This is a genomic window from candidate division WOR-3 bacterium (assembly GCA_016867815.1).
Lineage (GTDB): Bacteria > Hydrothermota > Tepidihabitantia > Tepidihabitantales > Tepidihabitantaceae > UBA2258.
On the sequence record VGIR01000079.1, the window covers coordinates 1 to 14,378 of the forward strand.

The 14,378-nt window shown below is 64.7% G+C and carries 8 protein-coding genes; 6 read left to right on the top strand and 2 right to left on the bottom strand.

What is annotated here, in order from left to right; all coding sequences use genetic code 11:
* Nucleotides 1-83, top strand: an 83-nt coding sequence (locus FJY68_11010; protein MBM3332356.1) for a T9SS type A sorting domain-containing protein, incomplete at its 5' end; no start/stop codon positions are given.
* A 537-nt stretch (nucleotides 84-620) separates the two neighbouring features.
* The gene (locus tag FJY68_11015) at nucleotides 621-1,364 is read left to right on the top strand and encodes a helix-turn-helix domain-containing protein (GenBank protein ID MBM3332357.1); all 744 of its coding nucleotides are present in this window, start codon (nucleotides 621-623) and stop codon (nucleotides 1,362-1,364) included.
* A 374-nt stretch (nucleotides 1,365-1,738) separates the two neighbouring features.
* On the opposite strand, the gene FJY68_11020 is transcribed toward FJY68_11015, so the two are convergent.
* Nucleotides 1,739-3,616 (bottom strand): hypothetical protein, encoded by a 1,878-nt coding sequence (locus FJY68_11020; GenBank protein ID MBM3332358.1) that lies wholly within the window; start codon nucleotides 3,614-3,616, stop codon nucleotides 1,739-1,741.
* Between the two features lie 410 nt (nucleotides 3,617-4,026).
* On the opposite strand from FJY68_11020, the gene FJY68_11025 reads away from it, so the two are divergent.
* The 3 genes from FJY68_11025 (at nucleotide 4,027) to FJY68_11035 (ending at nucleotide 9,933) form a co-directional block, all read left to right on the top strand.
* Nucleotides 4,027-5,961 carry a hypothetical protein gene (locus FJY68_11025; GenBank protein ID MBM3332359.1) on the top strand — a complete coding sequence of 645 codons (1,935 nt, stop codon included), beginning with the start codon at nucleotides 4,027-4,029 and terminating at the stop codon, nucleotides 5,959-5,961.
* A 117-nt stretch (nucleotides 5,962-6,078) separates the two neighbouring features.
* Entirely contained in the window at nucleotides 6,079-8,151 is a 2,073-nt protein-coding gene (locus tag FJY68_11030) for a tetratricopeptide repeat protein (GenBank protein MBM3332360.1), read from the top strand.
* 72 nt (nucleotides 8,152-8,223) lie between these two features.
* Entirely contained in the window at nucleotides 8,224-9,933 is a 1,710-nt protein-coding gene (locus tag FJY68_11035) for a T9SS type A sorting domain-containing protein (GenBank protein MBM3332361.1), read from the top strand.
* A gap of 210 nt (nucleotides 9,934-10,143) precedes the next feature.
* On the opposite strand, the gene FJY68_11040 is transcribed toward FJY68_11035, so the two are convergent.
* Nucleotides 10,144-11,916: a tetratricopeptide repeat protein gene (locus FJY68_11040; protein MBM3332362.1), complete on the bottom strand. Its 1,773-nt coding sequence runs from the start codon at nucleotides 11,914-11,916 to the stop codon at nucleotides 10,144-10,146.
* 287 nt (nucleotides 11,917-12,203) lie between these two features.
* Between FJY68_11040 and FJY68_11045 the strand changes: the two genes are divergently transcribed.
* On the top strand, nucleotides 12,204-14,378 hold a 2,175-nt coding region (locus tag FJY68_11045), incomplete at its 3' end, for a hypothetical protein (GenBank protein ID MBM3332363.1).

Sequence of the window (14,378 nt, forward strand, 5' to 3'; positions counted from 1 at the left end):
GGAAGCTGGAAGCGGGCGTCTACCTGGTGAAGGTAACGGCCGAGGGCTTCAGCACCACGCAGAAGCTGGTGGTCGAGCACTAGACCGAACCATCGGTTCCACAGGGGCGGGTCAAAGACCCGCCCCTGCTGCATTATGCCATTCCGAGGCTGGTGTCCTGCGCCGAGTCGCTCTGCGTCCTCGGCTGAGCGCATGATTGCTCATGCAATCGAAGCCGCGACGGGCAGAGCAACCTGGAGGGCAGTTCGGGAAGCAGCTCACCGAGCAATCCGCTGAGCAATAGTCAGGGCTATGGGGAGAGCAACGAGGAGAGCGACTCGGGCAGCAGCGGACCAGGCAACCCGCAGGGCGACCGTCAGAGCGACGGGACGAATAGCCGTCCGAGCAACCGGCGAAGCAACGGGCCGGATGGCGGGGAGAGCAACTGACAGGGCAACCGAGAAGGCAACGGTGAGGGTGATTCCCCGGGCAACGGCCGGAGCAGCCTGGACCGTGGTTGGGAGGGCGGCCCCGGGGGCGACGGAGGGGACTTTGCCCGGGACCAGGCAGCCCCTTGCGCAGGCCGGACTTAGGGCACGGCAGGGCTTGATGAGGCTATAGTCAAAGTCTAAACTTCCCGTATGGAAAACCGGCGGAGAAGCAGCAGGTCGGAATGGGCTGAGTTCAGTCTCCTGCTCGGGTTGCGGCTCCGAGAGTTGCGCGGGCGCGCCGGTTTGACTCAGACGCAGGTCGCCGAGTTTCTGGGCAAGCCGGCGCCCGGCGGCAAGTCCTGGGTGTGCCAGCTGGAGAAAGGGAGGCTGCGCGAGGTCAGCATCAACAGCGTGGTCGAGTTCGTCCGGGCCTGCCGGGCCGACATCGAGGAGCTAGCGGACGTCGTGAATGGGTACGTCAGGCGTCCACCCATTGCCGAAGAACGGACGAGGAATCAGGTCGCAGAGGCGGCGGCCGGCCTGCCCCTGTTCAAACGGGCGCGCGTCGAAAGGTACGACCGATTCCGCAATCCCATGACCCGCGGGCGCGAGACGCCGGAGCAGCAATGCGAGCGCCGGGTGCGGGAGGCGAAAGGCCAGGTTCGCGCCATTCGCTGGGAACGGAGATTGCACCGGGTGTGGAACGATGTGCTGAACGAGCTGGGAGCAGGGTGCGCCGACCCTCTGGCCGTTCACCTGATGGCCTACAGCCGGAAGGTCTTCGGCGCCCTGCGCCGCACGCGCAGGACCCGTCCGGTCTGGAGGAAGAAGGCCCTGGCCGGACTCGAAGTGTGGGCCGTAGAGCACGGGCTTCCGCCCGAACCGTTCGACCGGATGAAGCAGGCAGTCGTCGCTCTCTTCGCCGACATGGAACGGAGAGGCGAACTCGACTGAACTGCACGACCGCCACACCGGGAAACGGCGCAGGCCTGGAAACCTCCCGCGTGGCTTGCAGGCTGCGCGCCGGCAAGTCAGGAGTTGAGTCAGTGCCCGGTCAGAACCTGGAGCCGGGTGGGTCTTTCCCCCGTCGCTCTCCAAACTGTGCTATTCCAAGGGAGGCATCTTGCGTCGAAGCGAGGGAGCTCTCAGGCGAGACCCCTCCGGTCGCTTCGCTCCGTCGGGGTGAGAATGCGCTCGAGGAACGACCAGTGACCAGACGCCGAGTCCCAATCAAGCCCCAGCGTGCGCAGGACCGATGCCGTCCGAGGCCTTCGGGCTGGGACGTTTCCTGAGTTGGTGGTCGCTGGGACCCGGCGAGGGGTATCGAACTAGCGCCGCAAACGTGACTCGACCGCCCGCAGAGCGTTGCGGGCGGCAGCGTGGCCGGGGTCGAGGGTGATTGCCTGAGCCAGGTGATTCTGTGCCGCCATCAGGCTGTCCATGCTGACGTAGACCAGTCCGAGCAGGTAGTGGGTTTCGGCGTCGTCCGGGCTCTCGGACAGAACCGACTTGTAGAGCGCGGCGGCCTGGGGGAAGTTGCGATAGGAGATAGCCATGCGGGCCGACGCGAGCGAGACCAGCGTGCGCGCCTCGGAAGACGGGCCGGCCGCCTTGACGAGCTGCTCAAACTCAGCGGCGGCCGCGTCGGTCCTGCCGGAACCGGCCAGTGCCAGCACGAGACTGTAACGCGCCGGGTAGGACGAAGGTCGGATTGCCAGCGCGCGCCGGAGGGCAGCGATTGCCGGTCCCATCTTGTGTTCGTTCAGGTAGGCATTGCCTTGCTGGGTCCAGGCCTGGGCCGAGTAGTCCCGGCGTCTCACCGGCAGCAAGAGGGATACGGCGAAAACGGCCGCAGCGGCGACAAGGCCGACGGTTGCGCGCGCGGTGCGGCGCTGCCGGAGGGAATCAATCAGCTCCGCGAGACCGAAGCCCGCGAACATCAGCAGGAAGGGGAGAACCGGCGCACGCAGGCGTGAGAGAACGTAGAAGAGCAGGGCGGAGACGAAATAGGCGGCGACGAAGAGGTAGGCGGGCAACGCCTGCCCGCGCCGCGGCCATGCCCAGACCATGCCGAGGAGGCCAAACGCCAGCACGAGCCCGAAGTTGACGAACGCGAGCCTGAGCGCGAGCGATGCGGCGGAGGCGGTTTCCGGGTAGTAGCCGTTCGGCACCTCGTAGTTGCTGAAGAAGAGCAACAGCTTGCGGCCGACAAGCCTGAGCCAGGCCAGGGGCCGGGTGGTGATGAAGCGCAGGCCCTTTCCCAGCCAGTATGCCGATGCTTCGGACCAGCGCACCTGCCGACCTGCGATGGTTCGGCTGACCCGCTTGAGTCGTTCGTGCGAGAACCCGGGGCCAAGTTCAAGTTCTGCGGTGGGCTGCCATGTGCCGTCGGCCGCCGGATTGTTGCCGTACCAGAAGTTGATGCCGGCGTGGGCGGTGAAGAGCACCGGGTCTCGGGAGACGATGTAGTTGCGCACCGGCACCGCCGCGATGGCCACCAGCGCCGCGGCCGTAAGCGCGATCAGGCCGGAGCGAGGAGCCGGATACGAGAGACGAGGAACTCCGGCCGGCGAGCAAACGGCGGACTTGTTGCGCCTGAGCCAGAGCAGAATCAGCGGCAGCACCACGAGCATCTCGGGTCGGCTGATGACCAGCATCCCAAAGCTGACGCCGGCCGCAATCCAGAGCAGGAGACGCTGCCCGGCGGCAAGTATCAGCCGGAAGAAGAGCAGGCTGAGGAAGATGGTGATTTCCACGTAGAGAAGGGCGCCGGTGTAGAAGACGAGGATGCCGGTCAGGGCGAATCCGAAGGAAGCGAGAACGGCCGGGCGCGCGCCGAAGACGCGCCGCGTCGCGTCGTACAACAGAAAGCAGGAGGCGGTCGCGAGCACGGTCTGCAGCAGTTGTACCGGAAGCACGTGCTGCCCGAAGACGGCATAGACCAGCGCCAGCAGGTAGGGGTAGAGCGGACGCAGGAAGAAGACGTCCGAACCCCAGAAGTTGCCGGAGATGATTTCGACTGCCCATCTGTGGTAGTAGTAGGAATCCACGTACTGCGGACCCATCACTGAGAATGGCTGATTGCGCATGCTCAGCACGAACCAGAGCCGAGTCAGGAAGGTCAACGCCAGGGCGAAGAACAACCACGCCTGGTGGTCGCGCTCCGTGCCTGCCGGTCCTCGACCGGTCCGTTTCGCGTGGCGCATTGGCTGCGGGGAGTATATGAGGTGCGTCACTTCCGGTCAAGGAGACTTCGTCTCCGCTCTCTGTTCTTCCGGGGCCGCTTTCTGTCCTGGCGCCTTGGTGGTCAACTCCGCTCCCGATCCGCGGGCAGTTCCTGCAGCTTGACGTGACTTCTCTCCTGCCGACACTCTTCTGAGGTCCGAGAAGGCTGGCAGCGGTTCACCGTCGGCTGCGCTCCCGGCGCGCAGTTACGGGTCGCCGAAGCCCGGGCCCGCCGGGAGGAAGTCCTCAGGCTCGACCCGTCCTTCAGCCGGGCCGGGCAGGCCCTGGAGCAACTGAAGTCGCCGGGCAGGCAGTGCCGGTTCGGTTCTCGGGAGGAGAGAAGCGCTTGACGCGCTGTCATCCCCGCACTACGATATCTGCGGGCTTCCCAATGCCGAGAATAGAGCACGCACTCCCGAATCACCTTCGAGCACTGCTGTCCGTCGTTCTCGCCGTCGCGGGCGGTCTGTCGCTCGCGTCGGCGACGGTGCCGGTCAAGCCGCTCGGTGTCGAGCGGCTCTCCAACGGCAACACACTGATTGCCGACGGCAGGGTTTTCACCTTCTTTGACGCGCACGCGCTGGAGGTGGATAGCCTGGGCCGGCTGGTCTGGGCCTACATCAAGTGCGACGTGCCCTTCCTGCACACCGCGCGGCGGCTGCCGAACGGCAACACGCTGATGACTTCAAGCTCCGGCAACAAGGTTCTGGAGGTGAACCGGGACGGTGACAGTGTCTGGGCGATGTCGACCGCCCTTGCGTACCCGAATGATGCCTATCGTCTGGCGAACGGCAATACGCTCATCACCGACCGGGACAACAACCGTGTTATCGAGGTCACGCCGCAGCGCCAGATTGTCTGGAGCTATCCGAGCCTCAATGCCCCGCACAACGGCAATCGGGTAGGGCTGGCGAACAGACACACGCTGGTCTGCGACGGACACAGCGACCGCGTGCTGGAGTTGGACTCCTTGGGTAATATCGTCTGGCAGTACGGCTCCGGCATTGACTGGGCACGATGTGTACAGCGTCTTCCGGGCAACCACACGCTGATCGCCGACAGCTACCACAACCGGGTTATCGAACTGGACGCGGCCAACCAGATTATCTGGAGCGCCACCGGCCTGCCAAATCCCTACACCGCGCAACGGCTCACCAACGGCAACACCCTGGTTTCGGCCGGTGACTCGGTGGTCGAACTGGACTCGGCGAAGAATGTCGTGTGGAAGTACCCGAAAACCGTAGCGGTCGCGGTCGAGACCCTGTGGGTCGTGAATCCCACTTCGGGTTGCAGCCTGTACGTGCACATTCACCGACCGGCCTATGCCGGGCAGGACTATCGCGTGCCCGCAGTCATCTTCGTGCCAGGTGGGGTGGGGTACGGCAGCCAGCTCGATCTGACCACCACGCCCGACGACATCGCATCGGACGGTTTTGCATTCCTGCACTTCGACCCGGACGGACGGGGCCTGAGCAGCGCGTACCCGGAGAACTACGGCGGGCACGTGCACCAGGACGGGCTCCGTGCCTGCCTGGCGGAGCTCGCGAGCCGCGACTACGTGGACACGAGCCGGCTCGGAGTCTACACCCAGGCGTACGGCATCACCATGGCGTCGGGCATGATTGCGCGGTATGCCGAGCCGAGCGTGAAGTTCCTGCTTGATTTCGAGGGGCCGGCGGACCGGTCCCAGACCTGCCAGGATTCGGGCGGATTCGTACCGGTGCCGGCAGATTCGGAATCATTCTGGCAGGAGCGGGAGGCGGCGCGTTTCATGAAGCAGGTGCCGGCCGCGTACCTGCGCATGCAGACGGAAGTGGACCACGATTCGGACATGTTCGGCAACCGACACGCCATCCAGTTGATTGACAGCGCTACTGCCGTGGTGTATGGCGGGGCGGGAATCAGCGTCTGGACGCGGATGAACGACTCGCTGATGAATCCACCAAACAAGGTCTATACCTGGATGGACCCGCCGGTCTGGATTCCGGAGATACAGGAAGTTCAGAACTACATCCGGGTAATTCTCTACCTGCACGAACTGGCCACGGACCTGCCGGTCGCAGTCGCCGAAGGCCGCGGCCCCGGCCCGGTCGCGGCTCTGCGGGTGTATCCGCGTCCCAGCCGCGGTATACTGCGGGTCGGCCTGGAGCCAGGGACCGGTTCGCGGGAACTCCGTGTCCACGACATATGCGGCAGGCTGGCAGCATCAGCAACAGTGGGTGCGGGCAGGTCGCAGGCCGAACTGGATCTGCGCGACCTGCAGCCCGGCGTCTACTATGTGTCCGTAGCGGGCGCCGGTACGGTACCGGTCGTGGTCGTTCGCTAGCGCGGACCTGACTGCGGCGTCAACGACACCAGGCATGCCCCGGGCAGTTCTTCCGGGGCCGATTCGCGGGCAGTTCTTACAGCTTGACGTGACTTCTCTCCTGCCGATACTCTTCTGATGTCCGAGAAGGCTGGCAGCGGTTCACCGTCGGCTGCGTTTCCGGCGCGCAGTTCCGGTTGGGTTTGGTTTCCGGTGGTCACGGGGGCGGCGTTTGTTCTCCGGCTGATCCACCTGCTGCAGTTGCGGCAGAGCGACCCGCTGTTTCTCTCGCCGCAGATGGACTCGCTCTACCATCACGAGTGGGCGCTGGCCATTGCCGCGGGCCGGGAGTTCATCGCCGATGCCTTCTTCCGCGCGCCGCTTTATCCCTACTTCCTCGGTTTCTTGTACAAGCTCTTCGGTGCGAACCTGCTGCTGGTGAGGATAGTCCAGTCGCTCATGGGCAGCGTTGCCTGCGGCCTGGTGTATCTCCTTGCCCGCCGGTTGCTGCGGCCGCAAGCCGCAGGCCTCAAGCCACAAGCTGCGAATCCGAAGTCCGGTCTTCATCCCTCGTCCTTCATCTCTCATCCTGCCGAAGCGGTTCCCCTCGTCTCGGGCCTGGTGATGGCGGCGTATCCGCTGGCCATCTGGTTCGACGGCGAGTTACTGCTCGAGGGGTTGCTGACGTTCCTGCTGCTGCTCGGTTTCGTGCTCTTGCTGCGGAGCCGTGACAGCGACCGGCACTGGTGGCTGCCGGGGATTGTGTTCGGTCTGGCGGCGATCACCCGGCCGAACGTGCTCGCGTTCCTCGCGCTGCTGCCGGTCTGGCTGCTGCTGGAAGGAAAGGGGTTCACGGGTTCACGGGTTCGCGGGTTCGGGTCTCAGACTCGAACCCCAGAACCCCGGAACCCCAGAACCCTTCGGCGTCTCCTGCTCGTCTGGGGAGCGGCGGCACTGGTGGTCCTGCCGGTTACGATACGCAACTATGTTGTGAGCGGGCAGATTGTACCGATTGCGTGGCAGGCGGGAACCAACTTTTACATCGGCAACTCGCCGGTGTCGGATGGTGTGACGGCGATTGTGCCGGGGACGCGCGGCAGTTGGTGGGGCGGGTACGACGACGTGAAGCGGCTGGCCGAGGAAGCGGAGGGACGTCCGCTCAAAGGCGCGGAGATCGACCGCTACTGGCTGGGCAGGGGAGTTGAGTTCTGGCGCCGGCAGCCGGGCAAGGCGTTGGGGTTACTGCTAAGGAAGACATTTCTCTGGTTTGCCGGTCACGAGGCCAGCAACGACCGGGACCTTTACGCGGTGAAGCGCTACTCATTCATCAACTACCTGTTCTTCAGCAGCAGGTGGCTCAAGTTTCCGTTCGGGGTGCTGCTGCCGCTGGCGCTGGCCGGGGTCTGGTTCTGGCGCAGCCGCTGGCGCCGGCTGCTGCCATTGTATCTCTTTGCCGGGGCGTACTCGGCATCGTTCATCGCCTTCTTCGTCTGCAGTCGTTACCGGATGCCGCTGGTGCCGTTCGCGGCGGTATTCGCGGCCATGGGTCTGACAGGATTGATAGGACACGTGGCCAGGCGCGAACGGGGAATCGTGCTCGGTATCGCCCTCGCCGCGTTCCTGCTGCTCAACGCCAATTTCGCCGGCGCAGGCAGGCAGGTAGGCCGGGGCCAGAATCACGTCGCCGCAGCCGTGGGTCTGCACGGACAGGGCCGGGATGCCGAGGCGCTGGTCGAGGTGCGGCAGGCGCTCAAACTCGACTCCGCGCGCAGCGCCCTCTCGCTTGAGGCGGCGTTGCTCTCGAACCTGGGCGACCTTGCTGCCGCGGAGCGTGCTGCCCGGGCCGCGGTCCGGCTCTATCCGTTCGACACCGACGCCTACGAGGCGCTGGCAGGTGTCCTGGCAACGGCCGGTCAGTTCGACTCGGCCGCGGCCTACTTCGAGCTTGTCCGCAGTCGCGCCCCGCACTCCATTCACGCGTGGAACAGCCTCGGTAACATCGCTCTGTCGCGCCGGGACTATGCCGGGGCCCGCCACTACTACGAAGGCGCGCTGAGGATAAGACCGACGTTCGTGCAGGCAGTGTTCGGAATCGGACTCTGCGCGTACTACGAAGGTAACGGCGCCGAAGCCCGGGCCCGCTGGGAGGAAGTCCTCAGACTCGACCCGTCCTTCAGCCGGGCGAGAGAGGGCCTGGAGAAGCTGAAGTAGCTGGCCGGAGAAGAGCGGCCCCGGCTCATCCGGGCGCGCCGGTTGTTGACAGCTACCGGGTGCGGGTTATGATTGATTAAGGATGACCTCGGCCGGCGCGCCCCCGGCATCGGGATGCAGGGCAGCCCGGCCCGAGGTCGAAGCGGAAACCCAACAATGGCATACTCAGGAGGTAGCGTGATGAGTGGTTCGACCAAAGGGCGGTCTTCGAGAAGTGTTCTGATGATTGCCTGTCTCTTCCTGCTCGGGACGAGCGCGGTCCTCGCGGATACGCTCTGGACCAAGACCTACGGCAGTCCGTCCGGCGGCGACGACGGGGTCTGCAGCGTCTTGAGCGATACGTTCAACAACACCGTGGTCGTCGGCTGGAGCGCGGGCGCCAGCGGCGCCGGTGGCAGCGACTTCGTCATTCTCAAGTACTCCTGGTTCCACGGCAACACGATGTGGACCAAGCTCATCACCGGGGATTCGACCGACGACGTCGCCCGAGACGCGGCAATTGAAGCGACGGGCACCGTAGTCGCGACCGGCCAGACCGGCCGGGACCCGAACTACGACATCCTGACCGTGCAGCTCGATCCGAACGGGAACGAAGACTGGCGCGCAACCTACGCGGGCAGCGGCAGCGGCGGAGACGTGGGCACCGCCATCACGACCGACACGGCGGGAGGCGTATACGTTGCCGGCTACGCCCAGAACACCAGCGTGGACTTTGTTACCATCAAGTACAACTGGGACGGTTCCCGGGCCTGGGCTCAGACCTACGACGCGGGCGGTGAAGACAAACCGGTGGCCATCGCGCTCGGCCCGGACGGCAGCGTCTACGTTACGGGCAAGGGAGGTTCCGACTACCTGACGGTCAAGTACTCGGCGACCGGGGTCCGGAAGTGGGTGAAGTCGTACAACGCGCCCTACGGTCAGACTGACTGGGCGACGGCGCTGGCCGTTGACTCCGACGGAAACGCCTACGTCACCGGCACGGCACGCACGGCCAGCGGACCGACCGGCGAGAACAACTTTGCGACCGTGAAGTATGACACCGCCGGTACTCAACTTTGGGCCAAGACCTATGCCCGGAACGGGAGCGAGCCTACCGGGCTGGCGCTCGGACCCTCGGCGCTCTACATCACCGGACAGACCCGTTCGGCGACCGGTCCCGACGCTGACTTTGTCACGGTTGCCTATGACTACGCGACCGGCGACACCCTGTGGGCGAGGCGCGAGACCAGTGTAACCGGCGGCGGCGACTACGCAGTCGGCGTCGCGGTGGGCACTGACAGCTCTATCTGGGTCACGGGCACGAGCAACTACGACATCAAGACGGTGCTCTACTCGCCGGACGGAGTGCAGCACTGGGTGCAGATGTGGGAGAGCGGCAGTGCCGACGAGGCTGCGGCAATCGTACTTGACCGGAACAACAAGGTTGTGGTCAGCGGCTACATGTGGGCGGGCTCAGGCTATGACATCCAGACCGTGAAGTTCGACACGCTGCCCCTGGCCGTCTCCGAGCCACGGCACGGAGGGAAGTTGTCGGGCATCCGGCTGGCGGTTGCCCCGAATCCGACGACTTCAGGCCACGTGACCCTGAGCTACGGACTCGTGAAGGCGGGGGCGGCTCGGGTCACCGTGACCGGCGCGGACGGGCGCGTGGCCCTGGCTCAATCGCTTGCCGCCGGCGGCACCTGCCCGCTCGACCTGAGAGACCTGAGGGCCGGCGTCTACGTCGTTCGGCTTGAGTCCGGTGGCCGGGCGGCGACGCAGAAACTGATCATCGGGCAGTAGCTGCCGGATAGCAGTCAAGAGAGGGGCGGCCTGCGGGCCGCCCCTTCGGTTTTACTGCCGGGCCATTTTAGGGAGAGGAGTGAGGAGTGAGGAGTGAGGAGTTAGGAGTGAGGAGTTAGGAATTAGGAATTAGGATTTAGGAATTAAGAGTTAGGAGTCTCCCATAGTCTGTCCTCTGTCTTCGGTTCTGTTTCGGTTCCCGGTTATGGCTCAACGCTCGCCACTTTCTACCAGCGCTGCCGAATCCGGCATCCCCGCCTGCCGATAGGCTGCGGCGAGATTGCCGCGCGCACTCGCGAAGTCCGGCCTGAGCCGCAGCGCGGCCTTCAGGCAGGAGATTGCCTGAGCGAAGTCGCCATGCGCAAGGTACGCGAAACCCAGGTTGTTCAGCGTCTGTGCCGAACCCGGGTTGAGTCGAAGCGCCTCCCTGTACTCTACTATTGCCGAGTCGAACCGGCCGCTGCGTCGGAGCGTCAAGGCGAGATCGTTCCGCGCCTCGGGCGACTCGGGCCGGAGCCGCACCACCTCCCGCAGTTCCCGGATTGCCCCGGGCAGGTCTTCCCGGTCGATGAGGGCGAAGGCCAGGCCCAGGTGCGGCGCGACGTAGTCCGGGTCAATGCCTGCCGCGGCGCGGAAATGCTCCAGCGCCTCGTCTTTCCGGCCGGCTTGCTCGAGCGCCGCTGCGTAGTTCAGGTGGCCGCCGGCCGAACCCGGCGCCTCCAGCACCATCGTTCGTGACAGCGAGAGCTCGCTGCGCCAGACCGGATTGCGCCGGAGCGTCTGTCCTGCCAGGGCCACGGTGTACAGGAGAAGAACGCCGCGCAACAGGAGCGTGATTGTCCGCCCCGGGCTAGCCGTCCGGTACAGCGCCGCCAGCATGATCAGTACGCCCGGCGCGGCCAGGTAGAGCATCCTGCCCGCCGGTCCCAGGAAAACGAGGTGCGCAAACGGGAGCAGGAACAGCACCATCCAGGCATAGCCATGCCAGCCCAGGCGAACCGGGTCCGAGCGCCCGTGGCGCAGCAGCGGGAACAGGGGCAGGCCCAGAAACAGCAACCCGAGAACCGTGTACCAGGAGAAGCCGGTGAAAGCCCCGGTCAGGACGTAAATGACCTTCTGGTTGAAGGGAAAGAAGAGGAGCTGCAACTGCTGGCCGAAGGAGTTGACCACGCGCAGCGGGTCGGTGACCATCCAGGGCGCGACTGAGCCGGCGAACGGGACCCGGGCAACGCCGAGACGGAGCAGGAGGTACGCCGCCGCCGGCGCCGCCGCCGCGGCCATCCAGGCCGGGAACCGGTAGTAGCGCGCCCGCTGCGAGATGAGCCAGGCTGCGGCAAGTACGGTGAATGCCAGGGACGCCTCGATGGCCAGCCCGCTGAGCAGCAGTGAGCCGCCGAACAACGCCGGCCAGATGCGCGCGCGGCCGCGCTGTCCGCGCCAAAGGGCATAGGCGCTCGCCAGCAGGAAGAGCAGCGCGAGCAGATAGGTGCGATTGGAGATGAACGCGACGACGCAGTTCATCGCCGGATGAATCCCGACCAGCAGCCCGCCCAGTCCGGCCAGCCATGCCGACCCGAACAGCTCCCAGAGCAGCAGTGACATCAGGAAGACGACCGCCGTGTTGATGATGACGTTGGTCAGGTGATAACCCGACGGTCTGAGTCCCCACACCCTGCGGTCGGCGTGGAAGCTGAGATTGGTCAGCGGCCGGTAGTAGGACATGTCGTCCGCAGCGCGATCCGGTCCCGGGTTGTGCCAGAACCCTCGGGTGAAGAGTTGAGCCGGGCCGGCTTTTGCCAGGTAGGGGTTCTCCACAATCAGTTCATTGTCATCCCAGACGAAACCGTATTGCAGGGTCGGCAGGTACAGCACCAGCGTGGCCAGTGCCGCGCCGCCGAAGACGAACCATGGAATCCGATTCCCGGCCCTGGAGATCGTGCCGGTCTGCGCTCGCATGGGATTCGGGCTGAGGCTGGCTTTCACGCCCTATTCTAGGTCATTCCCGGGGTCAGGCAAGATGTGAGGACCCCCGAATCCGATATTGAACCTGAGGTCGGCGTCCGCCCCTACCCGCAGAATCCCGGTCCGCTCTCTGGTTCAAGGTCGGACTCGGGGCCGACATAATCGCTTGACAACCGGGGAGGGGGGGGTAGAATTTCCTCGGTTTCATCCGAAACTATCCCTGAACGAAGTGTTAGCGCCCCCGGAGCGGCGGGCATAAGGTCCGTGCGGCTGCCGGTGGCGAAGCCATCCAAAAAAGGAGGCGGGTAATGTCTAAGTACGGTTTAACCGTGATGCTCTGCCTGCTGCTGGCGGGCGGGGTCTTCGCGGGCCAAACAGGCGCCGGGCTGGCCACGATAGCCGGCGTACCAAACGCCCCCGGGTTGAACACAGCGCCGGTCGATCTTGACCCGACGCGTGCCCCCGAGGGCAGATTCATGCAGGCACCCCAGGAAGTCTATCAGCAGGACGCGGTCATCTGGAGCACCAGGGCGGTCTATCCGACCACTGGCTGCTACCGCGGCATGCAGGGTGCATACGGCAAGCGCGGCGATACGAGTTTGCTGTGGGCGGTCGGCGGGCAGGGCCCGGCATACTACCCATACAACTACGAATACAACGCGCGGACCAATGTGTGGACCATGCGGGCCAACATGCCGGAGGGATCGTCGAACCAGGCCGCGGTCTGGTGGGCCGACACTGACGGGAGCGGACAGGATTCGTCCGGCATCTTCGTCCTCGGCACCTTCAGCGGCGGGACTTACAATAACTGCTACTACTGGAGAAGGTCGACCAATACCTGGGTCACGATTGCCAATTTTGGTGGTACGCCTTACACCGGCAACATGGGTGCGTGCGTCGGGGACTCGATTTTCCTCATGAAGTTCTACGCGCCCTATTTCCGGAAGTACGACATCCGCTCGAACACCTGGGTGGATCGCCCCAACCCGTCGGTCCCCAACTACTACGGCGCGATGGCTGTCAGTCAGGGCAAAATCTACCAGGCTGGCGGCTGGCTGAATCAGCTGACGTTCCAGGAGTATAACCCGCTCACGGCGACCTGGACGAACAAAACCGCCATGCCGAGCAACGTCGGCGGCAACACGCCGAACTTGGCACCCTGGGACACCGGCGCGGTTAAGCGGATATACGCCTACGGCGGCGGCAATGGCTGGACCACCAAGAACGGCTGTTTCTGGTGGGACGTGGGTTCGAACGCCTGGACCGCCGAGGGCACCATCCCCGAAGGGATCATCGGTGCCTGGTACGGCTTCATCCAGGAAGCCGGGAACATCATAGGCATCAACTACGTTGCCGGCTACAACGGCTCAGCCTTCATAACCACGCATCGTCGCGGCGTGCCTGACGTTCCGCAGCCCAACGACGTCGGCGTCACGAAGATCATCTCCCCGGCCGATCCGTTCTACGCCTTCGGCGATACCCTGTGGTTCAAAGCCGAGGTGAAGAACTTCGGCACGGCCCCGCAGAACAACGTGCCGGTCGTCGTCACGCTGCGGGCGAAGACAGCAGGCAACGTCGTCTTCACGGCGACAGAGAACGTGCCGAACATGGCTGTCGGCCAGACCTGCACGCTCAACTTCACGGCCTACTACGCTCCGCCGGTGCAGGAAACGGTCTACATCGACACGATCGCGACCGCACTCGTCGGTGACGGGAACCCGGTCAACAACGCGATGACCAACAACGTCAAGGTGACGGAGTGGGGTTCCGAGTGTCTGACCTACAACGACGGGACGTTCGATAACGCCATCTCCTGGGTTGCGGCCGGAAACCAGATGGCGACGCGGTTCGTGGGTCCGAAGAAACCGCTGCCCATCAACAAGGCGATCCTCTACATCTCCAGCTTCTCGGGTGCCGACTATGCGGCGGAAGTGAGGATCTACGGTAACGACGGCGGCGGCGGCGCTCCCGGGACCCAGCTTGGTGTCTGGGTGGGCAACCTCAAGTCGTCGATCTGGACCAGCCTGTACAAGAACGAAGTCATGTTCGATCCGGCGGTCAATGTAAACTACGACACCTTCTTCGTCTCCTACTACCAGACGAGCATCACCCCGGCGTATCCGTACCTGGGCATGGACTACACCCCGCCGGTTACGACGAGTAACGACTGGGGCAAGTACGGTGGCGGCGGCTGGGGCGTGTTCCCGTACGACGGCCAGATGGACTTCGGCATCGACGCCTGCTACCAGGCGCGGTTGCTGGACGGGTCGATTGTCGACATCACGGCGCCGGCGGCAACGATTGACTCCGGTGCGTCGGACATCTACCCGCAGATCGTGGTCAAGAACAATGGTCTGAAGGCCCGGAGCAACATCCCGGTGGCCTTTTTCATCACGCCGGACGATCCGGCCGACCCGAGCTACTACGAGGAAGCGAACAGCGGGCCGGTGGCCATCGGTCAGGAGAAGCCGGTGAACTTCGTC

Coding starts and splice junctions, on each gene's coding strand:
- FJY68_11030 (MBM3332360.1), top strand. CDS start 6,079: ATGTCCGAGAAGGCTGGCAGCGGTTCACCGTCGGCTGCGTTTCCGGCG.
- FJY68_11025 (MBM3332359.1), top strand. CDS start 4,027: ATGCCGAGAATAGAGCACGCACTCCCGAATCACCTTCGAGCACTGCTG.
- FJY68_11020 (MBM3332358.1), bottom strand. CDS start 3,616: ATGCGCCACGCGAAACGGACCGGTCGAGGACCGGCAGGCACGGAGCGC.
- FJY68_11015 (MBM3332357.1), top strand. CDS start 621: ATGGAAAACCGGCGGAGAAGCAGCAGGTCGGAATGGGCTGAGTTCAGT.